The following is a 23,929-nucleotide window of genomic DNA, read 5'->3' on the forward strand; positions in this document are numbered from 1 at the left end:
CGACGGATCTCAGGCCGGTTCGGCCGCCGGGAAATCGGTGCTGCGGGTCACCTCTTCCCAGCGGTTCATCTCCTCGATCAGCGCGTCCAGCTTGGTCTGGGCCCGCAGCAGGGCATCGCTTCCCAGCAGCAGGTGCAGCGGCGGATTGTCCGACCGGACGGCCGCGAGGATCGCCTGCGCCGCCCGGTCGGGATCGCCGAGCTGCTTCCCGGCCATGGTGTCGAATGCGGCCGCGCTGCGCCCGACGCTCGCCGCATAGGCCGCGCCCTCCGCCTCGCTCTTGCGGATCGAATGCGTCGACAGGAAGTCGGTCCGGAAGGCGCCCGGCGCCACCGCGGTCACCTTGATGCCGAGCGGCGCGACCTCCTGCGCCAGGCCCACGCTCAGCCCTTCCAGGGCATGCTTCGCCGCGCCGTACAGGCTGGAGCCGGGACCGGGAGCGCGGCCCGCGATCGAGGTGATGTTGACGATGTGGCCCGCCCCTTGAGCCCGCAGATGCGGCAGGGCCGCGCGGATGATGCGGAACGGCGAGAACACGTCGACGTCGAACAGCCGGGCCACATCCGCGTCATCTGCCTTCTCGACCGCGCCGAGCAGGCCGTAGCCGGCATTGTTGACGATCACGTCGACGCGGCCGGCCAGGGCGAAGGCGCGTTCGACCGCCGCCTCCGCCGCGGCGCCGTCGGCGAGGTCGAGGGCCAGGACATGCAGCGTCCCCGCCTTGGCCGAAAGATCGGGCGCGCCGCTTCGGACGGTGCCGATGACGGTGTCGCCATCCGCCAGCGCAGCCTTGGCCAGCGCCAGCCCGAGGCCGCGGGAAATGCCGGTGATGAACCAGGTCTTCATAAGAGGTCTCCTTTGTGCGACCCCTGAAATAGGCCCGGCCGCCCGCCTTCAGAATGCACGCCGCTCTGACAGCGCTTGTAAGCTGACCTTAAAAGCGGTTGATTGGGCCATGGATCCCCTGTTGTCGGGCAGCGACTACAACCAGCTGCGGGCCTTCGTCGCCGTCGGCGACCTGCTGAGCTTCAGCCGGGCGGCGGAGATGCTCGGCGTCTCGCCCTCGGCCCTGAGCCAGATGGTGCGCGGCTTCGAGGAGCGCGTCGGGGTGCGGCTGCTGAACCGCACCACCCGCAGTGTCGCGCTGACCGATGCCGGCGAGAACCTGCTGCACCGGGTGCGGCCGGTGGTGGCGGAGCTGAGCCAGGCCATCGGCCAGGTGCGGCGCTATCGCGAGCGCCCGGCCGGCACCGTGCGGATTCACGCCTTCCGCTCGGCCGCGGAGAGCTTCATCCAACCGATCCTGGCGGCCTTCGCCGAATCCTATCCGGATGTGGTGCTCGACATCACCCTCGGCGACGAGGTGATCGACATCGTCGCCGGCGGCTTCGATGCCGCGATCCGCATCGGCGAGGTGATCGAACGGGACATGGTCGCGGTCCGCCTGGGCCCGGCAATGCGCCAGGTCGCGGTGGCATCCCCCGCCTATCTCGCCGCCCATGGCCGGCCGGAGCATCCGCGCGACCTGGTGCAGCACCGCTGCGTCCGCTGGCGCTGGCCGGGCCGCGCCACGCCCTATGCCTGGGAGTTCTTCGAGGACGGCAGCTGGTTCTCGGTCGCGGTCGACGGCCCCCTGATCGTCAACGACAAGGAGATGGCGCGGCGCGCGGCCCTGCAGGGCATCGGCATCGCCTTCCCGGTCGAGCAGACGGTGGCGGGCGACATCGCCGCGGGCCGGCTGGTGCCGATGCTGGAACGCTGGTCCGCGACCTTCCCCGGGCTGTTCCTGTGCTATCCGCAGCAGCGCCAGATGGCCCCCGCCCTGCGCGCCTTCATCGACGCGGTGAAAGCCGCGGCCACCGGAACAGTCCTGCCCGCGCCTGCCCCAGGCTGACGCGGCGAGCGCGCCCCAGGCCTCAGGCCTTCGGCACCACCAGGCGCTCGAAGGCGGCCAGGGTCTCTTCGCTGACATGGTGCTCGATGCCCTCGGCATCGATCTCGGCGACGTCGTCGCTGACCCCGATCGACTTGAGGAACTCGACCACGATGCGGTGCCGCTTGCGGCAGGCATCGGCCATCGCCCGGCCGGCATCGGTCAGGAAGATCGAACGGTAGGGCCGGGCGCTGACCAGCCCTTCGCGCTGCAGCCGGGCCACGGTCTTGTTCACCGTGGCATGGGCCACGCCGAATCGCTCCGCCAGCTCGACAATCCGCGCCTCGCCCTGGCTGTCGATCAGCTCGGCGATCATCTCGACATAGTCTTCCGCCGTCTCCGTCTGCCGGGCCTGGCGCACGCGGCTGAAGCCGGCGGCCTGAAGCTCGGTGTCGGCGAGGCGATCCTGGTCATCCATCTCGTCTGTCCCTGGAAGGGGCCGGCGCATTTTGCGGCGCATCATACTGACGGGATCGGAAATGACAAGGTTATGACGCTTGCCAAGAAGTTAGCCGTGGCTACATTATAAGGACAGATCATCGATCGGTAGCCGGCATTCGACCGGAGGCGAGATCGTGCGGAAGCGGAAGTGAACGAGCGCGCATGATGAGAAGCGATATCACTGCCCACGACGTCGGCCCGCAGGGCAGCCCCTCCGGCGCCGGCTGGCGCACCGACCCCACAGCCCCGAGCCTGCCCGAGGTCCATCGCAGCATCGCCATCCCGCATGGCGCAGGCTGGCTGCGCAAGCTGTTCGCCTTCGCCGGCCCCGGCTACCTCGTCGCCGTCGGCTACATGGACCCGGGCAACTGGGCGACCGACCTCGCCGGCGGTTCGGCCTTCGGCTACACGCTGCTGTTCGTGATCTTGCTGTCCAACGTGATGGCGATCCTGCTGCAGGCTCTGTCGGCCAAGCTGGGCATCGTCACCGGGCGCGACCTGGCCCAGGCCTGCCGCGACCATTATCCGCGGCCGGTGGCGATCGCACTGTGGTTCCTGTGCGAGATCGCGATCGTCGCCTGCGACCTGGCCGAGGTGATCGGCACCGCGATCGCGCTGCAGCTGCTGTTCGGCATTCCGCTGCTGTGGGGCGTGGTGCTGACCGCGCTGGACGTCATGGTGGTGCTGTACCTGCAGAACCGCGGCTTCCGGCACCTGGAGGCGTTCATCATCGGGCTGATGGTGATCATCGCCGGCTGCTTCCTGGTCGAGCTGATCCTGGCCCAGCCGGTGATGGCCGATGTCGCCCGCGGCTTCCTGCCGTCGTCCGAGATCGTGACCAACCCGATGATGCTGTACATCGCCATCGGCATCATCGGCGCGACGGTGATGCCGCATAACCTCTACCTGCACTCCTCGATCGTGCAGACCCGGGCCTATGAGCGGACCGACACCGGCAAGCGCGAGGCCATCCGCTTCGCCACCATCGATTCGACCGTGGCGCTGATGATCGCCCTGTTCATCAACGCCGCGATCCTGATCCTGGCCGCCGCCGCCTTCCACACCAGCGGCCGCACCGACGTCGCCGAGATCCAGGACGCGTATCAGCTGCTGGCGCCGGTGCTGGGCGTCGGCATCGCCAGCACGCTGTTCGCGGTGGCGCTGCTGGCCTCCGGCCAGAACTCGACGCTGACCGCCACCCTGGCCGGCCAGATCGTGATGGAAGGCTTCCTCTCGATCCGGCTGCGGCCCTGGGTGCGGCGGCTGATCACCCGCGGCATCGCCATCGTGCCGACCGTGATCGTGACCGCGATGTATGGCGAGAGCGGCACCGCCAACCTGCTGGTGCTGAGCCAGGTGATCCTGAGCCTGCAGCTGCCCTTCGCGGTGGTGCCGCTGGTCGCCTTCACCAGCGACCGCACCAAGATGGGCCGCTTCGCCAACCCGGCCTGGCTGAAATGGACGGCCTGGGGCGTTTCGGCCGTGATCATCGTGCTGAACGTCAAGCTGATCTTCGACTGGATCACCGGGGCGTAGCCAGCGCCCCCGCGAACAGCCGCGCCAGGGCCCGGTCCAGGCCGGGCCTGTCCGGCAGGGCCAGGCCGAACACCCCGGCCAGCATCGCCTTCAGCTCGTCCACATCGGCCAGCCGGCGCCGCTCGGTGCCGCCGCCGAGATGGTGGACCGCGAAATCCGCATCGCGCAGGGTGTAGCGCCGCCCCTCCGCCGCCCGCGCGGCGCTGAGGCCGATGACGAAATGCGAGTCCGGATGGGTGGCGACGTACCAGTTCGGTGCCTCGCAATCGATCGGCTGCTGCGCCTGCAGGTCGAAGCGGTAGAGCGACTTCCATTCCGCCCCGATCAGCGCCTGCAGCTTGAACCCGTCCTCGAGCCGGACCAGGCGGAACGGCTCATGCGGCGTCGGCTGCTCGAGGTCGGGCTCCAGCCGCAGCACGCCGGTCAGGGTCTGCCCGCCGAAGCCGACATCGACGATCCGCGGCCCGTCGGCGAGATCGACCTGCAACAGCATGTGGCTGCGCTGGCCGATGTGATCCTCGGCCTGGCCCCACAGCACCCGCGCGAGACGGATCGAGGTGCGGAAGCCGATCGCGACCAGCGCCGCCCGCAGCAGCAGGTTCTGCTCGTAGCAATAGCCGCCGCGCCGGCCCTGGACCAGCTTGCGCTGCAGCGAGTCCAGGTCCAGCCGCGGCGCCTGGCCGCCGAAGGAATCGAGGTTCTCGAAGGCGATCGTCGCCGTGTGCCGCCGCACCAGCGCCTGCAGCGTCCCGAGGTCGGGCGCCACCGGGCCGTCCTGGCCGATGCGGCGGAGATAGGCGTCGAGATCGAAGCTGTCGGTCATGGCGGCTCTCCTCTCTCCACGACAGCGCGGAGGGAGGAGAGCCTAACCTGATGTCGTCAGATGACGAAGTCGATGCCCGGAGGAACCGGGATCGAGTGATCCATGGTCAAAGCAGGAAGCGGCTCCGAACACGAACCGACGATGCGGGCGGGGACACCCACCGCCGTCCGGTGCGGCGGCACGTCGGTCAGGACCACGCTGCCGGCGCCGATCTTGGCGCCTTCGCCGATCTCGATGTTGCCGAGGATCTTGGCCCCGGCGCCGATCAGCACGCCGTCGCGCACCTTGGGATGGCGGTCGCCGCTTTCCTTGCCGGTGCCGCCGAGGGTGACGCCATGCAGGATCGAGACGTCGTTGCCGACCACCGCGGTCTCGCCGATCACGACGCCGGTGCCGTGGTCGATCAGCAGGCCCCAGCCGATGCGGGCGGCCGGGTGGATGTCGACCGCGAGGCTCTCGGACACCCGGCTCTGCAGGAAGTTGGCGAGGGCCGTGCGCCCCTGGCCGTGCAGCCAGTGCCCGATCCGGTACCATTGCAGCGCGTGGAAGCCCTTGAAGAACAGGAACGGCGTCAGATGGTCGCGCGCCGCCGGGTCCCGGTCCTTGATGGCGTCGAGGTCGAGCACGGCATGGCCGGCGATCGCCGGGTCGGCGCGCATCGCCTCCGCCGCCAGCGCCAGCAGCCGGTCATGGCAGGCGGTGTCGCATTCCAGCTTGGTGGCCAGCAGACGGGCGAGCGCATCGCTGAAGCCCATGGCGCCGAGCACGATGCGCTCGACCACCGGGGCCAGGATCGCCTCCTGCCGCGCCAGGATGGCGGCGGAATCGCACATCAGTGCGAAGACCGCGGCCTCCTTGTCGAGAGCGATCTCGTCGGCGGCATAAAACTTCCGCGCCAGGGCGATATCGGGCATGGCCTCTCTCCCCTTTGCCGGGCCGAAGGGCGGGAGTTCCGTCCGGCCGAAAGGTGATCGTCCGGAATGAGATAAGCCGTCACCGGCCGATTGTCATCAGCCGAGATAAATCTTCACCATATACGTCGGAAATTTGCTTATTCTATTGTTTCAACACAGATTTCCGCAGAACTGAGGCTGCCCGGATCAATGCCCGGCCGGACCGGCCGCGCCGGCCTTGCCGACATCAAGCTCGACCCCGACGGTGCCTGCCTTTTCGAAGGTCAGGGTCAGCGGCACCCGGGTGCCTTGCTTCAACGGCGCCTTGAGGCCGACCAGCATGATGTGCACGCCGCCCGGCGACAGCGCGACCGTCTGCCCCGCCGGCACCGCAAGCCCGCCATCGACCGGGCGCATGCGCATGATGCCATTGTCCATGGTCATGGTGTGGAGTTCGGCCGCGTCAGCAATCGCCGGATCGATCGCGGCGCCGGTCAGCCGGTCATCGGTGGCGCCCTTGTTCTCGATGGTCAGATAGCCGGCGCCGGTCTTGCCCGCGGGCGGCGTCGCCCGGCTCCAGGGCTGCTCGATGGTCAGCGCACCGACGGTGACGTCCTGCGCCTGGGCGGCCAGGGAGACAAAGGACAGGGCGACCGCGGCAAGGGCGGAGAGCAGGCGCTTGGTCATCGGCTGGATCCCTGATGGAGGACGGGCGGGGAATGCAGGATAAGGCGATAGCACCGCCGCGGCCCTGGCGGCCAGTGCGGGGCTGTCCTGCGGACGATCGGTCGCGACCGGGCTTGCCGGAACCCGCGGGATCGGCGATTTGGCTGCGATGCCGGCCGCCAGGCGTCCATCATAGAATCCAGAGACCAGGGAGATCCGTGCCATGCCCGTCGCCGTCTTCGCCTCGGCCACCGACGATCCCGCCCAGTGGCTGCCGGCGCTGCGCAAGGCGATGCCGGCACTGGAGGTGCGGGTGTGGCCCGAGATCGGCGACCCCGCCGAGATCGACTACGCCATCGTCTGGAAGCCGCCGGCGGGGATGCTGGCCGGGCTGCCCAATCTGAAGGTGATCTATTCGCTCGGCGCCGGCATCGATGCGATGCTGCTAGACCCGACCCTGCCGGCTGGGGTGCCGCTGGTGCGGATGGTCGACCTCAGCCTGACCGAGGGCATGATCGAATATGTCGCGGAGCAGGTGCTGGCGATCCACCGCCAGGCCCGGACCTACCGCGAGCACCAGGCGGCGCGGCGCTGGCAGCAGCACGACCAGCCTTTGGCCCGCGACGTCACGGTCGGCATCCTCGGCCTCGGCACGCTGGGCGGGGCGGTGGCGCGGGCGCTGAAGGGGCTGAACTTCGGGGTCGCCGGCTGGAGCCGGTCGCCCAAGGCGGTCGAGGGGGTGGAGGGCTTCGCTGGCGCGGCGCAGTTGGACGCCTTCCTGGCCCGGTCGCAGATCCTGGTCTGCCTGCTGCCGCTGACGGCGGAGACCGAGGACATCCTGGACGCCAGGCTGTTCGCCGCCCTGCCGCAGGGCGCCTGGGTGGTCAATGCCGGGCGCGGGCCCCAGCTGGTCGATGCCGACCTGATCGCGGCGCTGGACTCCGGCCATCTCGCCGGCGCCGTGCTGGACGTGTTCCGGACCGAGCCGCTGCCGGCGGACCACCCGTTCTGGGCCCATCCCAAGATCGTGCTGACGCCGCACATCGCCGCCAGCAACAACGCCCATTACGCGACGCTGCGCCTGGCCGAGCAGGTCGCCCGCTTCGAACGCGGCGAGCCGATGGACGACGTGGTCGACCGGTCGCGGGGATATTAAGATGGATGCCGCCGATTGGCGGCAGCGTCATGACATGGTATATACCTCGTAGGTACTCGAGAGGCGGCCATGTCGAAGGAAGCGATGTTCACCCTCAAGCTGGAGTCGGAGCTGCGTGAGCAGTTCATGGCCGAGGCGGCGGCCACGCATCGGCCCGCGTCCCAGATCATCCGCGAATTCATGCGAGATTTCGTGACGCGGCAGCGCGCAGCGCGGGAGCATGACGCATGGTTCCGCGCCGAAGTCGAACAGGGCATGCGCGAAGCCGACAATCCCACGGTAGAGCGCATCCCGCAGGAGGATGTCTCGACGAAGTGGCGTCGACAGCGCGCCGAATTGATGAAGCGCGCCGGTGAGCGAACCGAGTGAGGGTCGAGTGGCTGCCCGCGGCCGAGGTGAATCGGAGCAGCCAACTGGCCTATATCGGGGAGCGAAATCCCTGGGCGGCGATCGACATGGGTGATGCCATAGAGGCTGCTGTGCTTCGCTTGGCAGAACAGCCGCGCAGCGGTCGGCCCGGGCGGGTCCCGGGCACCCGTGAACTGGTGGTCAGCGGCACGCCCTATGTGATCGCCTACCGTGTCGAACCCGCGGTTGTGGTGATATTGCGGTTGTTGCACGGAGCGCAGAAATGGCCGCGCCAATTGTAGGCCTCACGCCTTAGGCAGCCGAGCATCCGTTCTCACGCGGTCGCCCGGCACAGCGTCGACAGCAGGACGAGTACGCTGCAGAGCGCCTTGGTGGCGGAGGAGGCGGAGCCGAGCCAGTGCCCGGACGCCCTGAGGTTCGGACGGCTTCAGGACGGTGTGGCCCCGCCGGTCGGCCAGGTGGACAGCGCCTGCTCGGCAACAGCCTCCAGCATGTCGCGGCTGAAGCCGGCTTTGGCCTGCACCGCCATGCCGTGGGTGACAGCCATCACGAAGGCCGCAAGGGCATCGGGTTTGGCCGTCTCCGGCAAGTCGCCCTCGGCCTTCGCCCGTTCGAAGCGGTCCCGAAGCTGCGCCTGAGCCGCCGCGCGAAAATCGATCAAGGCCTGTCGCACCGGTTCCGCTTCATCCGACCCCGCCAGCACCCCATTGATGCCGAAGCATCCCGTATGGTCGGGATACCGCGTGTTGAGGTCGGCTGCGTTGACCAGGATGTGCGCAGCAACCTGGCGCGCGGTCGGCAGCTGAAGCGCCTCCGGAATGTAGCCGAGGTATCGCTCGGAGTAGCGATCCAGGGTCCGGCGGAAGAGGGCCTCCTTGTTGCCGAAGGCGGAATAGAGGGCAGGCCTCTCCACGCCGGCGGCCTCGGTCAGGTCGGCGTAGGAGGCGCCCTCATAGCCCTTGCGCCAGAAGACGCACAGCGCGGCGTCGAGCGCTTTCTCCACGTCAAATTCGCGATGGCGTCCCATCAGACCGCCCCAGCCCTTTTTCCATAACGGTCATTACTAAACCACTTGACAGCCGCTGTCCAGATTTCATACCAGTCGTTATCGTAATGATCATTACGTAAAGGAGAGCGCTGCTTCCCAAGGTTGAGGCGGCGCCCTCATCGCATACAGAAGGGGTTCTCATGTCGAACATTCTGAAGGGCAAGGTCGCCCTCGTGACCGGCGGCTCGCGGGGGCTCGGCGCCGCCGTGGCGGAGGCGCTGGCCGACCAGGGGGCGGATGTTGCGATCAGCTACGTCGCATCGGCCGCGAAGGCCGAAGCCGTGGCCGAAAGGCTGAAGGCGAAGGGCGTCCGGGCCCTCGCGATCCGCAGCGACCAGGCCGACATGGAAGCGGCCAGGCCGCTGGTCGACACCGTCGTCGCGCAGTTCGGCAGGCTCGACATCCTCGTCAACAATGCGGCGATCGCCGTGCAGGGCAGGACGGTCGACGATCCCGATCTCGACACGGTCAATCTCGATCGCCAGTGGCAGATCAACGTCATGGGCGCGGTGGCGACGACGCGGGTGGCGGCGCCGCTGCTGCCGGATGGCGGTCGGATCATCTTCATCGGCTCCCTGCTGGGCAGCCGCATCCCGTTCACCGGCGTCGCCGACTATGCGGGAACCAAGGCGGCCATCGCCGGGTATGCCAAGGGCGTCGCCCGCGACCTGGGCGGCCGCAACATCACGGTCAACATCGTCCAGCCCGGCATCATGCCGACCGACATGGCGGCCGAGGTGCGCGACAAGCTCCCCGCCGCGGTCATGGACCTGCACCCCATCCGCCGGATCGCGACGCTCGAGGAAGTGTCGGCCCTCGTCTGTTTTCTGGCGGGGCCGAACGGCGGCTACATCACCGGCAGCATGATCGACGTGGCCGGCGGCTTGCAGATCTGAGCCTCGAAGACCGGGGCTGACATCCGATACTCGCAAAGGAAAAGAGATGACCGAGACATTCGGTGCGACGTCGACCGCCGACGAGGTGCTGTCCGGCGTCGATCTCAGGGGAAAGCGATTTCTGGTGACGGGCGCATCGTCGGGCATCGGGCTCGAAACCGCCCGCTCGCTGGCCGCTCGCGGCGCCGGCGTCGTCGGCGCGGTCAGGAACCTCGCCAAGGCCGGGCCGGCCACCGCATCGGTGCGTGACGCCGCATCGCAAGGCGGCGGCAGCCTGGAGTTGATCGAGCTCGATCTGGCATCCTTGCAGAGCGTTCGGGCCTGCGCGGACAAGCTGCTGGCCGACGGAAGGCCGTTGGATGCCATCATCGCCAATGCGGGCGTCATGGCGACGCCGTTCGGCCGGACGGTCGATGGTTTCGAAGTCCAGTTCGGCACCAACCATCTCGGCCATTTCGCTTTGATCAATCGGATCGAGCCGCTGCTGGCCGACGACGGACGCCTGGTGGTGTTGTCGTCCCAGGCCCATCGCGTCGCCGATGTCGACCTGGACGACCCGAATTTCCAGCATCAGGCCTATGACCCATGGGTCGCCTATGGTCGATCGAAAACCGCCAACGCTCTCTTCGCAGTGGAATTCGACCGGCGGCATCACCATCGCGGCATCCGCGCTGCCGCGGTGATGCCCGGGAACAGCCTCACCGATCTCCCCCGCCACCTCGCGCAGGAGGATCTGCAAGGCCTGTTCGAGACCGTCGGCAAGGCTCGCGCCGACGCAGGGCTTCCGCCGGCGGAGCTGAAAGGCATCCCGCAGGCGGCGGCAACATCGGTCTGGGCCGCAGTCGCGGCCGACAAGGACGAGATCGGCGGGCGCTATCTCGAGGACTGCGCGGTCGCGCCGGTCAATGACACGCCCAACCCGTTTGCCGACGGCGTGCGGTCGTATGCGCTCGACGCCGGCAAGGCCAGGCAGCTTTGGGCGAAAAGCGAGCAACTGGTGGGCGCCGCGCCGTGAAGGTGATCGCGCACAGCGAGACCTGACCCGGCGCTATCCGAAGCGCCGCACCGCGACGATGCCCTTGCCCTCGGCCGCTGCGGACCGGGCGGCGACCTCGGCGAGGGCATCCAGCGAGACGCACATCGCACGGGAATTGGCGTGGAGCAGGGTCTCGCCGTCGACCATCAGCCCGACATGGCCGGGGAAGTAGACCAGGTCGCCGCGCCGTAGGCCGACACTGGCATCGGTGCCGACCAGCGTGCCGGCGGTCTGCACCTGGCGGTAGGTGTCGCGCTCGATCGCCAGGCCGGCCGCGGCATGGGCCAGCTGGGCCAGGCCGGAGCAGTCGATGCCCAGGCTGGAGCGGCCGCCCCAGAGATAGGGGATGCCGAGGAAGCGCTGCGCCGTGACGACCACGTCGGGCTCGACCGCGTCGAGCGGCCCCAACGCCACCTCCGCCAGCCAGCCGCCGGGTTCGCCGGCCTCGCGGATCCGGGCATAGCCCTTCGCCGTCTCCACCACCTCGACCGGGCTGCGGAAGCTGAGCGCGCGGAGCGGCGGCAGCTTCATGTCCGGCGCCGGGTAGAGGAAGGCGCGGAAGGCGCGGACGCGATGGGTCGGCGCCATGATCCGGTCGGTCAGTGCCGAAGCCTGGACATAGCCGACATAGCCGTCGGCCGTCAGCTGGCCCCAGGCCCAGCCATCCCTGATGTCGTAGACCGTGATGGTCTCGCCGTGCAGCATCTCGGTCGCCTGGCCACGCGAGGCGTCGGGTGTCGACCGCATCGGCACGATGCCACGGATCGCCTGGTGCAGCGTGCCGGCGGCGTAGCGTTCCGCCGGGTGGAGGCCGCGCAGGCTTTCGGCCGCGAGGTCGGGCCGCCAGGGCACCAGGTTGCGGTCGATGCTCACGCCGCCGCCCCGATCATGGTCGCCGCCTGGCGCACCAGATCGGCGAAGCCGTCGAGATAGGCCTGGCCGGCCGTGGTCCGTTCGATCAGCACGTTGCGGCGGTCGGCCGAATCGACGGTGCGGCGGGTCAGGTCCAGTTCGCCCAGCCGGTCGAGCGCGCGGGTCACCGCCGGCTTGGAGATGTGCAGGGCCGAGGACAGGCCGCGCACCGTGTGCGGCGCCGGCGTCAGGTAGATGGTGAGCAACAGCGCGATCTGCCGCGACGACAGGTCGGGCGCCTCGCGCCGCACCGCCGCGGTCAGGGCATGGCGCCACAGCTCCAGCGCCTGGAGCGAGGTCAGCGCGACGGACATGCTGCCCTCCCGCTCGGCGCCGGCGGGGCGATCGATCGAATCAGTGCCGGCCTCCAAAACGCTCCTCCAGCAGGGCGTAGACGGCCCGCATCGTCATCGCCTCGCCGCCCTTCGGCCGGCCCGGACGGTCGGCGCCGTTCCAGGCGTAGAGGTCGATATGCACCCAGGGCACGGCGGGGGCCACGAAGCGCTCGAGGAACAGCGCCGCGGTGATGGCCCCGCCGAAGCGCGTGTCGGGGGCGTTGTTGACGTCGGCGATGCCGGATTTCAGCAGCCGGTTGTAGGGCTGCCACAGCGGCAGGCGCCACAGCGGGTCGTCGACCCGGCGCGACGCGGCGGACAGGGCGTCGGCGGTGGCGTCGTGGTTGGAGAACATCGCCGGCAGGTCGGTGCCCAGGGCGACCCGGGCGGCGCCGGTCAGGGTAGCGAAGTCGATGATGATCTCCGGCGTCTCGGACGACGCCTCCTCCAGCGCATCGCACAGCACCAGCCGGCCCTCGGCGTCGGTGTTGCCGATCTCGACCGTCAGGCCCTTGCGGCTGCGGTAGACGTCCATCGGCCGGAAGGCATCGCCCGACACCGCGTTCTCGACCGCGGGGACCAGCACGCGCAGCCGCACCGGCAGCCGCGCCATCATCACCATCCGGGCCACGCCGAGGGCATGGGCCGCGCCGCCCATGTCCTTCTTCATCATCAGCATGCCGGCGGCGTCCTTGAGGTCCAGCCCGCCCGAATCGAAGCACACGCCCTTGCCGACCAGCGTCACCTTCGGTGCCGACGGGTCGCCCCATTCGATGTCGATCAGCCGCGGCGCCCGGCTGGACGCCCGGCCGACCGCATGGATCATCGGATAGTTGCGGGTCAGCAGCTCGTCGCCGGTGATGACGCTGAAGCGCGCGCCGAATTCCTTCGCCAGGCCTTCGGCCGCGGTGGCCAGTTCGGCCGGGCCGAGGTCGTTGGCCGGGGTGTTGACCAGGTCGCGCACCAGGGCGGTGGCGCTGGCCGCGCGCTCGACCGCGGCGCGGTCGGCGGCCCGCGGCCACACCAGATTGGCCGGTGCCCGCTCCGGCCCCTTGTAGCGGCTGAAGTGATAGCCGCCGAGCGCCCAGCCGAAGGCGGCGGCGGTCGCCGTCTCCGCCTCCACCGAATCGGCCAGCGCGTAGGTGCCGGCCGGCAGCGATGTCGGCAGCCCGCCGAAGGCCCAGATGTCCAATGGGCCCTCGAGGCCCACCAGGACGGCGGCGACCCGGCCGCCCTCGCCCGGCAGCACCAGGGTGCGGCCCGATTCCGCGGCGAAGCCATGCGCCTCGACCCAGGCCCGCTGCGCCGGAACCGCGGCGGCGCGCCACGCCTCCAGCGTCGTCTTGCTGAGCGGGATCAGAGAGACGGCTTCTCCCTCGGCGGCATCGACAAGATTCGGCAGCACGGTCGGGCCTTCTTGCATTCGGTAACTCGGGGCGGCACACCATGCTCCAGCCCGTTTCCCTTGCCAACCCCCCGCCCGCCGGACCCGCCCATGCCCGATCTGCGCCTCGTCATCGGCAACCAACGCTACTCCTCCTGGTCGCTGCGCCCTTGGCTGGCCCTGGCGCATCACGAAGTCCCGTTCGAGGAGGTCGTGATCCCGCTCTACGGCCCGGGTTCGAAGGAGGCGATCCTGCGCCATTCCCCGGCCGGCAAGGTGCCGGTGCTGCGGGACGGCGACCTGACCGTCTGGGACACTCTGGCGATTCTCGAATATCTCGCCGAACGCTTTCCCGAATGGTCGCTGTGGCCGCGCGATCCGGCGCGGCGGGCGCTGGCGCGGTCGGTCTCAGCCGAGATGCATTCCGGCTTCGCCGCGCTGCGCGACGTGCTGCCGATGGACGTGCTGGCCCGCGAACCCGACCGGCCGCGCACCCCCGCGACCGAAGCCGACATCGCCCGCATCACCACGATCTGGCGGCAATGCCGCGAGGCCAGCGCCGCGGAGGGCCCGTTCCTGTTCGGCGGCTTCACCGCAGCCGACTGCATGTACGCGCCGGTGGTGTTCCGCTTCGACCGCTACGGCGTGCCGTTGGACCCCGCCTGCCGCGCCTATGTCGACACCATGCTCGCCCTGCCGGCGATGCAGCGCTGGGTCGAGGCCGCGCGGGCCGAGCCCTGGGTGCTGACGTTCTAGCCTTTACGGCGTCGCCCGGGTCGGACTGCCGATCCCGGCGTGTTCGGCGTAGTAGCGGGCGGCGCCGGGATGCAGCGGCACGCCCAGACCGCGCACCGCGCGCTCGGCCGAGATCTCCTTGCCGCGCGGATGGCCGGCGGCGAGCAGGGCCAGGGTCGAGTCCTGCCACAGGGCTCGGGTAATCTGGTAGACGGTCTCGTCGGGGACCTTGGCGGAGACCAGCCAGATCGCCCCGACCGACAGCGTCGGCACCGCCGGGATGCCGTCATAGGCGCCCTCGGGGATCGATTCCAACGTGAAGAAGGGCGCCTTGGCGACCAGCGCCTCGGCATCCGCGCCCTCGATCGGCAGCAGCCGCATCGGGCGACGCTTGGCAAGGTCGGTGATCACCCCGAGCGGCGGCCCGCCAGTCATCACCATGGCGTCGAGCTTGCCGTCGACCACGAGGTCGACCGACGGCTCCGGCCGCTCGAACACCTCCTCGACATCGGTCTGCTTCAGCCCGTAGCCGGCCAGGATCAGGCGGGTGTCGTAGAGCGTGCCCGACCCTTCGGTGCCGACCGAAACGCGCCGGCCCTTGAGGTCCTTGACCGACTGCACCGGGCCGTCGGCCGGCACCGCGATGTGGACGAACTCGGAATAGAGATGGGCGATGGCGCGCAGGCTGGTGACCGGCGGCTCGCCGGCGAAGGGCCCTTCGCCGGTATAGGCGGCGAAGGCGACATCGGCCTGGGCCAGGCCGGAATCGAACTCGCCGCTGCCCATCCGCCGGATGTTGTCGATCGACCCGGCGCTGGCCTGGGCGATGGCGATCAGGCCGTTCACGCCGCAGCTGCCGCCGGCGCTGCCGCAGGGCGGCAGGCCGGGCGGGCCGGAGATGGCGCCGGCGATGATGCCGCCGATCGGGAAATAGGTGCCGCCGGTGGTGCCGGTGCCGATCTTGAAGAAGAACGGGTCCTGCGCCCGCGCCGGCCGCAGCCCGCCCCACCCCGCCAGGGCCAGGCCGATGGCGGGAAGCGACGTGATCAGGCGGCGGCGGTCGAGCGGCATGTCCATCCCTTCAGGCGGCGTCGCGCACGGTCGGCGGCGCCGTGCCCGGCGCGCGCGGGTCGAGCCCGGCGGCGACCGGCGTGGTCGTCGGCACCACCGTCACGAAGCTGCCCTGCTCCTCGTTCGGTTTCGCCACGCGGCGGGTCATCCGGTACATCGTGAACAGCGCCAGCAGCGCCGCCACCGTCCCGGTCCACGCGAACAGGCCGGCGGGCCCCAGCAGCCCCATCACCCGCGACGCCATGATCGGGCCGAAGATAGCGCCGACGCCGTAGCACAGCAGCAGCCCGGCCGCGGCCGGCACCAGCTGTTCCGGCTGCATGAAGTCGTTCGCATGGCTGAGGCTGAGGGGATAGATGGTGTAGGACAGCCCGCCGAACATCGCGAGCAGCACCAGCATCAGCGTCATCGACAGCCCGCCGAACAGGGCCAGGCCGGCGCTGACCAGGGCCAGGGCGATGCTGATGCCGAGGAACACCTGCCGCCGGTCGAACCGGTCGGACAGCTTGCCCACCGGGTACTGCAGCAGGAAGCCGGAGAAGATCGCCGTCATCATGAAGGCGGCGATCCAGTTCGGCGACGGGTCGATGGTGCGGGCATAGACCGGCCCCATGCCGGAGAAGGCGGCGCTGATCAGCCCGACCGAGAAGCACCCGCCGACGCCGAGCGGCGAAATCGCGATCAGGGTGCGCAGGCCGAAGCGCTTGACCTTGATCACCGGCGGGGTCTCGACCGGGGTCAGCGACAGCGGCACCAGCGACAGTGACACCAGCATCGCCACCACCGAGAACAGGGCGAAGCTGGCCGGGTCCATCACCGTCAGCCAGGGCTGCGACAGGCCGAAGGCGGTGTAGTTCACCGCCATGTAGGAGGACATCACCCGGCCGCGCACCGCGTTCACCGCCTTGGCGTTCAGCCAGCTCTCGATGATGGTGAACAGCACCGCCATGCTGATGCCGGTGACGAAGCGCAGCGCCGCCCACACCACCGGGTCGACCCACAGCGCATGGAACAGCGCCGCGGCCGAGGCGATCACCGCGAAGGCGGCGAAGGTCCTGATATGGCCGACCAGCAGCACGATCCGGGGGCAGATCAGCGTGCCCAGCGCGAAACCGCCGGAATAGCAGGCGAGGACCAGGCCGATGGTGCCCACGTCGTTGCCGTCGAGATCCATGCGGATCGCGACCAGCGTGCCGAACAGCCCGTTGCCCATGATCATGATCGCCGCGCTGAACAGCAGCGGCGCCACGGCCAGCAGGACCGAGCCGAGCGACGGCGACATAGGGGCGGAATCGGTGACGGCCATCAAATCCCTTCTAGGTCGGGCGAGGGGTCGGGGCCAGGGAAGATTCGTGACGTTTTCAGGGCAGGCGGGCCAACCCGCACGGCCCGGGCACAGTCCGCGGATTTCAGGGGCGAGGCAACCGGAACCTCCGTCACAGGACCCGGCGGGATTCGACGGCCGTCGGCGGCCGAGGAAACGGCGGGATCGGCTTCGCCGACCCCGAGGGGATCGGCTTCGCCGACCCCGGCTTAGCCGCCCCGCTTCGGCCGGTAGAAGACGTGGTCGCCGATCGAGGCGGTGCGCGAGAAGCGCGTGGTCCAGGCCGGCATGCCGCGGCCGAGCGCCCGCATCGCCGCCGGGGCCAGGAAATACTGGGCGCCGTCGGTCGGGTCGTCGGCGAAATAGCCGTCCAGCATCTGCCACACCACCAGCCGCGCGGTGCGCAGCAGGATCTCGTCCTGCGGGTTCAGCGGCTGCGGGAATTTCGGCATGGCGCCGCTGCGCACGGCCTTGGCGAAGGCGCGGAAGCGCGGCCGCTGCAGCGGTTCGAACTGGCCGGGATCGGCCAGGACCTCGCAGGGCGAATCGCCGAAATCATCCGATACGGCGATGCGGTTCATCACCACCCAGACCACCGCGGCCATGCCGCGGGTGCCCTGGTTGCCGGCTTCGGTATAGGCGGTGAAGGCGAGGCATCGCAGCGCCTTCTCGGCGTCCGGGCCGGCGGCCGGCAGGGGGACGCCGCCGATCGACAGCGTTTCGCCCGCATGGCGGGCCAGCAGCGGCGACGGCTGGTCGAGCGCGCTGCCGCTGCCGGCGACGAAGGTCGAGCAGGCGAGGTCGCCCAGGCCGCAGCCGGTCAGGCGGCGGCCGGCCCCATCCGCCTCGGCGGTGCGCAGCCAGGAGGCGCCGGCCGGTTCGATCAGCGACACGGCGCGGGCCAGGGCGACGTCCAGCCGCTCCGACACCTCGGGCTCCGGCCGGGCGACGCGCAGCAACGAGGAGCGCGAGCGGGCCCAGACCGGGGCGACCCCGGGGCCGGCCGGCTGTTCGGCATGCAGATCGTCGGTGGCGACCACGGCGCGGTCCGATCCGGCTTGCACCGCGACGCCGGGCGCCGCCGGGGCCGGGGCGGCGGCGACCGGGACGATCGCCGCCACCGGCGCAGGCGCCGGGCCGACGGCCTCGGCCAGCAGTTCCTTGGTCGGCGCCAGCGAGGCCACCACTATGGGCTTCGCCGTCTGCGAGGTGGTGTCGATCACCGTGGCAGTGCCGGGCTGGGCCGGCAGCAGCGCAGATCCCAGCGCCACCGGCGCCGCCTCCACCCCCGCGGCCGGGGCCAGCGGCGGTTCGGCGGTCGCCTGCACCGGCGGCGGCGCCACCGGCAGCGGCCCGGCGGTGGGCTGCGGGTCGGCCAGGCGTTCGACCGGATCGGCGAGGGCGGCCTGGCCGGACGGCAGGCTGACCGGCACCAGGGCGGGCACAGCGTCCTGCGGCGGCGGCGGCGTTATGCGCGCCACCTCCTGCATCGCCCCCGCCCAGGGGTCCAGCCCTGGACGCTCAAGGGGCGGCGGAGATGCCAGATCGGTGAAGCGGGGCACGCCGGCGAAGGCCGTGCCGAAGAAGATGTGGAGCAGCCTGGAGGTGACCGGGCGCGCGGGTTGCCGGGCCGCGGCCAAGCGCACCACCGCCGCGACCGCGGGATGGGGCCGCGCCGCCTCCGCCGGGTCGACCAGGCGCGCCTGTTCGACCGCGATCTGGGTCAGATCCACGGCAATGACGGGCGACGGTGTCGGACGCGCAGAATCGATCCCGATCACGCCACCGAGGGCCACGGCCCCCACCAGTGCGATCGACAGAAGAAGGTGGCCCTTCCACGTCATGCCCCTCCTCCTTCCGGTCGGCGCGCCGGATGGTGACCATCCGGATGCCGCCCGCCACCGCCGACCGGGCGGTGGAAATTTCGGCCCGCGAGGCGCAAAGCGCCCGGCGTCGCCGGGAGACGGGGCAACGTTCTGCGCCGACGGTCAGGTCCCGGATCGCGACCCGCAATCCTTGGGTCGCAGCTTGCAAACCCGGGAACACCGACCGCCTCAGTGCATTTCATTGCGGTCACGGGGGGCGCGGGTATCATGGCGCGCCTTGCGAGTCCAGATCGACGGGAGCCCAGATGCCGCGCCAGAACCCCAAGACCCGCCGTTTCGCTCGATTCAGGACGGCAAGTTTTTTCGCAGCTTTTGTTGCGATTGTCGCCTTTCCGGCGCTGGCGCAGGAAAAGCAGCCCCCCGAGTCGACGCCCAAGGAGGGCATCGACATCGAGCTCAACAAGCTCGAGCCCGGCAACAACGGCTGCCGCGCCTTCATGGTGATGCACAACGGCACCCCCCGGAACTTCAGCAATATGCAGCTCGACCTCGTGGTCTTCGATCCGAAGGGCATCATCGTCGACCAACTGGCCGTCGACATGGCGCCGCTGGCCGCGGGCAAAACCATGGTGAAGGTGTTCGAGATCGCCGGGCATGATTGCGGAAATTTCGGCCGGGTGCTGTTGAATGATGTCTTGACTTGCAAGGCGGGGGACGCAGCGGTCGAACGCTGCATCGATCTATTGGTTCCCACCAGCCGTGCGGCGATCGGTTTCATCAAGTAAACAAGGCCACATCATGGCGTTGGATCCGCAGGTCGCCCGGATGCTGGAGCGGATCGCCGCGATTTCGGGCGACCGCCCGCCGCTCGAAAGCCTGTCCCCGGCCGCGGCGCGCCAGGGCATGGCGGCCGTCCTGCCGCTGCTCAACGAGCGTGCCCCGACGGTGGCGCGGGTCGAGGACCGCACCATCCCCGGCCCTGGCGGCGCGATGACCGCCCGGCTGTACGACCCCGGCACGGCGGAGCTGTCGCCGGCCGTCATCTACATCCATGGCGGCGGCTGGGTGCTGTGCGACCTCGACAGCCATGACGGCATCTGTCGCGAGCTGGCGGTGCGCTCCGGGCTGAAGGTCGTCAGCGTCGCCTACCGGCTGGCGCCGGAGCACCCCTTCCCGGCCCCGCTCGCGGATTGCGTCGCGGCGGTGCGCTGGCTCGCCGCGCATGGACGCGACTGGGGCATCGATCCCGGCCGGCTGGTGATCGCGGGCGATTCCGCCGGCGCCAACCTGGCTCTGGCCGCCCTGCTGTCGCTGCGCGATGCCGGCGAGACCCCGCTGCGCGGCGCCGCCCTGATCTACGGGGTCTTCGCGCCGGACCACGACACGCCATCGCATCTGGCCTATGGTGCGGATAACCGCTATTTCCTCTCCACCGCCGAGATGGAGTGGTTCTGGAACCATTATGTGCCGGCGGGCACCGACCGGCGGACTCCGCTCGCGGCCCCGCTCACCGCCGATCTTGCCGACCTGCCGCCGCTCTACCTGGCCGCGGCGGAGTATGATTGCCTGAGGAATGACAGTGAACTGCTCGCCGATCGACTGGCCCGTGATGGCCGGCCGTACGAATTTCGCCTGTGGCCCGGCATGATCCACGGCTGCCTTCACATGATCGGAACTGTGGACGCGATGCGGCCCGAGGCCGACCGCATCGCCGATTTCCTCCGCCGACAGGCCACGACATGACCAAGCCCCCCCGCCCCCCGAAATCCGGTGCCGGCCGCCCGCCACGCGGCGGTGCCGGATCGAAGCCGACCGACCGGCGCTCGGCCAAGACCCCGACCTCCGCCGGCGAAGGCGAGGCCGCCGGCAGCGGCCCGCGCCGCCCTCCGCGCGGACGCAGCCCCCGGACCGACGATGCGCCGCCGGTCCCGTCGGGCAACCACGGCCCCGGCCGCAAGGCCCGCCCGGGCAAGGTTCCGCGCTTCCTGCCGGCGGAGCCGGACGAAGGCGATCGCGCCGAGCGCCGTCCGCCCCGCAGCCGCAGCGCCGCGCCGCGGCCTGCACGGCGGGAGGAGTCGCCGGCCGCGTCGGCGGAGCGTCGCCCGACTCGTGGCGACCAGCGCCCCGGCCGCCCCCGCGCCCGAGCGACCGAGGACGAGGCCATCGGCGAGCGCCGTCCGACCCGCACCCGCAACGCCGCGCCGAGACCCGCGCGGCGGGAAGATTCGGCGACCCCGTCGGCGGAGCGTCGTCCGGCGCGCCCCGGCCGCCCCACCCGCACTCGGGCCACCGAGGACGAGGCCGGCACCGAGCGTCGGCCACCGCGCGGCCGCGGCGCCCCCTCATCCGCGCGCAGCTCGCGGCGGGATGACCGGGCACCCTCGGAAGACGCCCCGCGCTCCGGTCGCGGCAAGGCCCCGTCGGCCCGCGCCGCGGCCCCCAAGGGCAAGCGCGACCTGGCGGGCGCGGACCGCCGGCACAGCGAAGAGTCCCGCGACGACAGCCGCGCCGGACGGCGCGGCCCGGCCACCGGTGCGCGCGGCGCCAAGCCGGGCGACCCGCCGGCCGGCGCCAGGCGTCCGGCGCGCGGCAAGCCCGGCGCCAAATCCCGCCCCGGTGCCGACAAGGGCGGTGAGTTCGCCACCATCCCGGAATGGCTGTGGGATGGCGGAGAGGAGCCGCCGGAGGAGATCGTCCCCGACCGGCGCCGGCCGCGCGGCCGGGTGCCATCGGTCACCGCGCGCGGCAAGGCCGAGGACCCGCCGGAGCCGGCCGTCGCCCCCGCCGCCCGTCCCCGGCCGTCCGTGGCCCGGCCCCTGACCTCCTCGCGCAAGCTGATCGGCGACGCGCCGCGGGCGAAATCCGCCAAGCCGGGGGAACGCTGGCGCGAGGAGCGGAAGACGCGGCCGGCGCCGGCCCCGGACCAGTGCCGCTACGTGCTGCTCCACAAGCCCTATGGCGTGCTGAGCCAGTTCACGCCGGAGGGGCGCTGGCGCGGCCTGAACGAATTCGGCCTGCCGCCCGGGATCTACGCCGCCGGCCGCCTCGACGCCGACAGCGAGGGGCTGCTGCTGCTGACCGATGACGGCCCGCTGATCAAGCGGCTGCTCGACCCGAAGCACGGCCACCCCCGGACCTATCTGGTGCAGGTCGAGGGCGAGCCGGCGGACGAGGCGCTGGAGGCCCTGGCCGCGGGCATCGCCCTGACCGACGGGCGGACCAAGCCCTGCGTGGCCGAGCGGCTGGAGACGGAGCCGGAGCTGGCACCGCGCGACCCGCCGATCCGGTTCCGGCTGGCGATCCCGACCACCTGGCTGCGCCTGACCCTGACCGAAGGCCGCAACCGCCAGGTGCGGCGGATGACGGCGGCGGTCGGCCATCCCACCCTGCGGCTGGTCCGCGTCGCCATCGGCAATGTCGAGCTCGGCGACCTGCCGCCGGGCAGCTGGACGACGGTGGACCGGGAGACAATCCTTCCCGCGCTGCGTTGATCACGCCGATATGACCGCCGCATGACGGGGAATTCACGGGTGCGACCCCGGCTGTCACGATATGACGGCAGGGGGTTGCACCCGAGGATCGGCCGGCGGAGCGGAGTGGCGAGATGAAGCAGGGTACACGGCAGTTCTGGAAGGACTTCTTCGCCCTCCTGATGCCGTTCTGGCGCTCGAAGGAGAAATGGCCGGCGATCGGGCTGCTGGTCGTGATCATCGCCTGCACACTCGGCGCCGTCTTTCTCAGCGTGCAGTTCAGCTTCTGGTACAACCGCTTCTACCAGGCGCTGCAGGACTACAATCAGCCCGCGTTCTGGCGCGAGATCGCGATCTTCAGCGGCCTGGCGACGGTGTCCGTCCTGCGCGGCGTCTACGCGGTCTATCTCGGGCAGTGGCTGCGCATCCGCTGGCGGCGCTGGATGACCGACCACCTGCTCGGCGAATGGCTGGCCGACCGGGCCTATTACCGCCAGCAGCTGACGACGGGCGCGACCGACAACCCCGACCAGCGCATCTCCGACGACATCCAGCAATTCGTCGACGGCACCCTCACCCTCAGCCTCAGCTTCCTCGGCAATGTGGTGAACCTGTTCTCCTTCGCCGTGATCCTGTGGGGGCTGGCGGCGCCCCTGACCATCCCGCTGTTCGGCGGCGGCGGCATCACGATCCCGCATTTCATGCTGTGGGCCGCCATCGTCTACGCCATCGTCGGCACCATCCTGACGCATCTCCTCGGCCGCCCGCTGATCCGGCTGAACTTCATGCAGCAGAAGCGGGAGGCGGATTTCCGCTTCGGCCTGGTCCGGTTCCGCGAGAACACCGAGGCGATCGCGCTCTATGGCGGCGAGGCGAGCGAGAGGCAGGGGCTGCTGCGCCTGTTCGGCGGGGTGATGGAGAATTTCTACCAGTTGATGAGCCGGACGAAGAAGCTCGGCTTCTTCACCTCCGCCTACGGCCAAGCCTCCGCCGTGTTTCCCGGCATCCTCGTCGCCCCGCAATACTTCGCCAAAACCATCGAGCTCGGTGGCGTCGTCCAGGTGATCCAGGCCTTCGGCAATGTGCAGGATTCGCTGTCCTGGTTCGTCAGCGCCTATTCCACGCTGGCCGACTACAAGGCGACCGTCGATCGTCTGACCGGCTTCCGCCGCAGCCTGGAGGACGCCAAAGCCGCGGCCCGTTCCGGCGGCATCGACATGGCGTCCGATACCCGCACCAATCTGGCGGTCGAGACCGTTCAACTTGCCCTGCCGGATGGCCAGCCGCTGCTGGAAGGCCACGGCCTGTCGGTCCAGCCCGGCGACCGGCTGCTGCTGACCGGCCCGTCCGGCGCCGGCAAGAGCACGCTGTTCCGCGCCCTGGCCGGGATCTGGCCGTTCGGCAAGGCCAAGATCCGCCTGCCCGGAAACGCCCGGGTGCTGTTCTTGCCGCAGCGGCCCTACCTGCCGCTGGGCAGCCTGCACACCGCCGTCGCCTACCCGGCCAAGCCGGAGGAGGTGCCGGCCGAGACCGCGGCGGAGGCGCTGCGCGCGGTCGATCTCAGCCATCTCGTGCCGGCGCTGGAGCAGGAGGAGTATTGGGCCCGCCGCCTGTCGCCGGGCGAGCAGCAGCGGCTGGCGATCGCCCGCGCCATCCTGACCAAGCCCGACTGGCTGTTCCTGGACGAAGCGACCAGCGCGCTGGACGAGGCGACCGAGGAGCGGATGTTCGCCCTGCTGCGCGACCGGCTGCCCGGCACGACCTGGCTGACCATCTCGCACGACCCCAAGGTCGCCGCCTTCCACGACCGCCACTGGCGGATCGAGAAGGACGGCGTGGCCCCGGCCCGGCTGGTCGAGGCGCCCGAAGCCGCGGCGGCGTAGGGCCGCCGCTCACCCCTCTCCGTCATTGCGAGGAGGCGAAGCCGACGAAGCAATCCATGGCGCCAGTCCGGGCTGCCCCATGGATTGCTTCGCTACGCTCGCAATTGTCTGTTGGAAAGAGGGTAGAAAGGATCATTCCGCGAGAGCGGGATGCCCCGGTCCGGGTGGCCACCCGGACCGGGGCGCGGAAAG

24 protein-coding genes are annotated in these 23,929 nt (G+C 70.4%); 12 read left to right on the plus strand and 12 right to left on the minus strand.

All coding sequences use genetic code 11. From position 1 onward, the window contains the following. Window positions 1-9 precede the first annotated feature (9 nt). The gene (locus tag E9232_RS33845; RefSeq protein WP_309801716.1) at window positions 10-846 is read right to left on the minus strand and encodes an oxidoreductase; all 837 of its coding nucleotides are present in this window, start codon (window positions 844-846) and stop codon (window positions 10-12) included. 109 nt (window positions 847-955) lie between these two features. Here E9232_RS33845 and E9232_RS33850 point away from each other — a divergent pair, with 109 nt between their 5' ends. Next, window positions 956-1,894 (plus strand): LysR family transcriptional regulator, encoded by a 939-nt coding sequence (locus tag E9232_RS33850; protein ID WP_309801717.1) that lies wholly within the window; start codon window positions 956-958, stop codon window positions 1,892-1,894. Between the two features lie 22 nt (window positions 1,895-1,916). Here the strand turns inward: E9232_RS33850 and mntR are convergent, their stop codons facing one another. Continuing rightward, window positions 1,917-2,351, minus strand: coding sequence for a manganese-binding transcriptional regulator MntR (gene mntR / locus E9232_RS33855; protein ID WP_309801718.1), 435 nt, complete (start codon window positions 2,349-2,351; stop codon window positions 1,917-1,919). 185 nt (window positions 2,352-2,536) lie between these two features. On the opposite strand from mntR, the gene E9232_RS33860 reads away from it, so the two are divergent. Next, on the plus strand, window positions 2,537-3,910 hold the full coding sequence (locus E9232_RS33860; RefSeq protein WP_309801720.1) for an Nramp family divalent metal transporter: 1,374 nt from the start codon (window positions 2,537-2,539) through the stop codon (window positions 3,908-3,910). On the opposite strand, the gene E9232_RS33865 is transcribed toward E9232_RS33860, so the two are convergent. From E9232_RS33865 to E9232_RS33875, 3 genes are all read right to left on the minus strand, one after another. After that, entirely contained in the window at window positions 3,897-4,733 is an 837-nt protein-coding gene (locus tag E9232_RS33865; protein WP_309801721.1) for an arylamine N-acetyltransferase family protein, read from the minus strand. The genes E9232_RS33860 and E9232_RS33865 overlap by 14 nt on opposite strands. Before the next feature lie 56 nt (window positions 4,734-4,789). After that, complete coding sequence (cysE, locus tag E9232_RS33870) at window positions 4,790-5,647, minus strand: serine O-acetyltransferase (RefSeq protein ID WP_309801722.1); 858 nt, start codon at window positions 5,645-5,647, stop codon at window positions 4,790-4,792. Window positions 5,648-5,833: 186 nt separating this feature from the next. After that, complete coding sequence (locus E9232_RS33875; RefSeq protein WP_309801724.1) at window positions 5,834-6,544, minus strand: copper chaperone PCu(A)C; 711 nt, start codon at window positions 6,542-6,544, stop codon at window positions 5,834-5,836. Here E9232_RS33875 and E9232_RS33880 point away from each other — a divergent pair. The 3 genes from E9232_RS33880 to E9232_RS33890 all read left to right on the plus strand — a co-directional run bounded on the left by E9232_RS33880 (window position 6,516) and on the right by E9232_RS33890 (window position 8,098). Continuing rightward, on the plus strand, window positions 6,516-7,448 hold the full coding sequence (locus tag E9232_RS33880) for a 2-hydroxyacid dehydrogenase (RefSeq protein ID WP_309801725.1): 933 nt from the start codon (window positions 6,516-6,518) through the stop codon (window positions 7,446-7,448). The two genes, E9232_RS33875 and E9232_RS33880, sit on opposite strands and share 29 nt — an antisense overlap. Before the next feature lie 69 nt (window positions 7,449-7,517). Beyond that, window positions 7,518-7,817 carry an antitoxin of toxin-antitoxin stability system gene (locus E9232_RS33885; RefSeq protein WP_309801726.1) on the plus strand — a complete coding sequence of 100 codons (300 nt, stop codon included), beginning with the start codon at window positions 7,518-7,520 and terminating at the stop codon, window positions 7,815-7,817. Then, the gene (locus E9232_RS33890) at window positions 7,814-8,098 is read left to right on the plus strand and encodes a type II toxin-antitoxin system RelE/ParE family toxin (RefSeq protein ID WP_309801728.1); all 285 of its coding nucleotides are present in this window, start codon (window positions 7,814-7,816) and stop codon (window positions 8,096-8,098) included. Before E9232_RS33885 ends, E9232_RS33890 begins: the two co-directional genes overlap by 4 nt. Window positions 8,099-8,244: 146 nt before the next feature. Here the strand turns inward: E9232_RS33890 and E9232_RS33895 are convergent, their stop codons facing one another. Next, window positions 8,245-8,844: a TetR/AcrR family transcriptional regulator gene (locus E9232_RS33895; protein ID WP_309801729.1), complete on the minus strand. Its 600-nt coding sequence runs from the start codon at window positions 8,842-8,844 to the stop codon at window positions 8,245-8,247. A 161-nt stretch (window positions 8,845-9,005) separates the two neighbouring features. Here E9232_RS33895 and E9232_RS33900 point away from each other — a divergent pair, with 161 nt between their 5' ends. Together E9232_RS33900 and E9232_RS33905 are read left to right on the plus strand one after the other, a co-directional pair. Beyond that, a complete protein-coding gene (locus E9232_RS33900; RefSeq protein WP_309801730.1) occupies window positions 9,006-9,761 on the plus strand; it encodes an SDR family NAD(P)-dependent oxidoreductase in 756 nt (251 codons plus the stop codon). A 46-nt stretch (window positions 9,762-9,807) separates the two neighbouring features. Beyond that, window positions 9,808-10,776: an SDR family NAD(P)-dependent oxidoreductase gene (locus E9232_RS33905; protein ID WP_309801731.1), complete on the plus strand. Its 969-nt coding sequence runs from the start codon at window positions 9,808-9,810 to the stop codon at window positions 10,774-10,776. 33 nt (window positions 10,777-10,809) lie between these two features. On the opposite strand, the gene E9232_RS33910 is transcribed toward E9232_RS33905, so the two are convergent. From E9232_RS33910 to E9232_RS33920, 3 genes are read right to left on the minus strand one after another with little or no spacing between them, the layout of a single operon-like run. Further along, complete coding sequence (locus E9232_RS33910; protein ID WP_309801734.1) at window positions 10,810-11,670, minus strand: C40 family peptidase; 861 nt, start codon at window positions 11,668-11,670, stop codon at window positions 10,810-10,812. Beyond that, window positions 11,667-12,023, minus strand: a complete 357-nt coding sequence (locus E9232_RS33915; RefSeq protein ID WP_309801736.1) for a MarR family transcriptional regulator — start codon at window positions 12,021-12,023, stop codon at window positions 11,667-11,669. The genes E9232_RS33910 and E9232_RS33915 overlap by 4 nt, the downstream gene beginning before the upstream one ends. Before the next feature lie 40 nt (window positions 12,024-12,063). Further along, window positions 12,064-13,449 carry a leucyl aminopeptidase family protein gene (locus E9232_RS33920; RefSeq protein ID WP_309801738.1) on the minus strand — a complete coding sequence of 462 codons (1,386 nt, stop codon included), beginning with the start codon at window positions 13,447-13,449 and terminating at the stop codon, window positions 12,064-12,066. Between the two features lie 90 nt (window positions 13,450-13,539). On the opposite strand from E9232_RS33920, the gene E9232_RS33925 reads away from it, so the two are divergent. Then, on the plus strand, window positions 13,540-14,184 hold the full coding sequence (locus E9232_RS33925) for a glutathione S-transferase family protein (protein ID WP_309801739.1): 645 nt from the start codon (window positions 13,540-13,542) through the stop codon (window positions 14,182-14,184). 3 nt (window positions 14,185-14,187) lie between these two features. On the opposite strand, the gene E9232_RS33930 is transcribed toward E9232_RS33925, so the two are convergent. From E9232_RS33930 to E9232_RS33940, 3 genes are all read right to left on the minus strand, one after another. Further along, on the minus strand, window positions 14,188-15,234 hold the full coding sequence (locus tag E9232_RS33930) for a TAXI family TRAP transporter solute-binding subunit (protein WP_309801740.1): 1,047 nt from the start codon (window positions 15,232-15,234) through the stop codon (window positions 14,188-14,190). A 10-nt stretch (window positions 15,235-15,244) separates the two neighbouring features. Further along, entirely contained in the window at window positions 15,245-16,540 is a 1,296-nt protein-coding gene (locus E9232_RS33935) for an MFS transporter (RefSeq protein ID WP_309801741.1), read from the minus strand. Window positions 16,541-16,767: 227 nt separating this feature from the next. Next, window positions 16,768-18,402 carry a cell wall hydrolase gene (locus tag E9232_RS33940; RefSeq protein WP_309801742.1) on the minus strand — a complete coding sequence of 545 codons (1,635 nt, stop codon included), beginning with the start codon at window positions 18,400-18,402 and terminating at the stop codon, window positions 16,768-16,770. A 287-nt stretch (window positions 18,403-18,689) separates the two neighbouring features. On the opposite strand from E9232_RS33940, the gene E9232_RS33945 reads away from it, so the two are divergent. The 4 genes from E9232_RS33945 to E9232_RS33960 all read left to right on the plus strand — a co-directional run bounded on the left by E9232_RS33945 (window position 18,690) and on the right by E9232_RS33960 (window position 23,737). Beyond that, window positions 18,690-19,169, plus strand: a complete 480-nt coding sequence (locus E9232_RS33945; protein ID WP_309801743.1) for a Tat pathway signal sequence domain protein — start codon at window positions 18,690-18,692, stop codon at window positions 19,167-19,169. 13 nt (window positions 19,170-19,182) lie between these two features. Then, on the plus strand, window positions 19,183-20,127 hold the full coding sequence (locus E9232_RS33950) for an alpha/beta hydrolase (RefSeq protein WP_309801744.1): 945 nt from the start codon (window positions 19,183-19,185) through the stop codon (window positions 20,125-20,127). After that, complete coding sequence (locus E9232_RS33955; RefSeq protein ID WP_309801745.1) at window positions 20,124-21,875, plus strand: pseudouridine synthase; 1,752 nt, start codon at window positions 20,124-20,126, stop codon at window positions 21,873-21,875. The genes E9232_RS33950 and E9232_RS33955 overlap by 4 nt, the downstream gene beginning before the upstream one ends. A 113-nt stretch (window positions 21,876-21,988) precedes the next feature. Further along, a complete protein-coding gene (locus tag E9232_RS33960; RefSeq protein ID WP_309801747.1) occupies window positions 21,989-23,737 on the plus strand; it encodes an ABC transporter ATP-binding protein/permease in 1,749 nt (582 codons plus the stop codon). The last annotated feature ends 192 nt before the right edge of the window (window positions 23,738-23,929 follow it).

Source organism: Inquilinus ginsengisoli (assembly GCF_031453975.1).
GTDB lineage: Bacteria > Pseudomonadota > Alphaproteobacteria > DSM-16000 > Inquilinaceae > Inquilinus > Inquilinus ginsengisoli_A.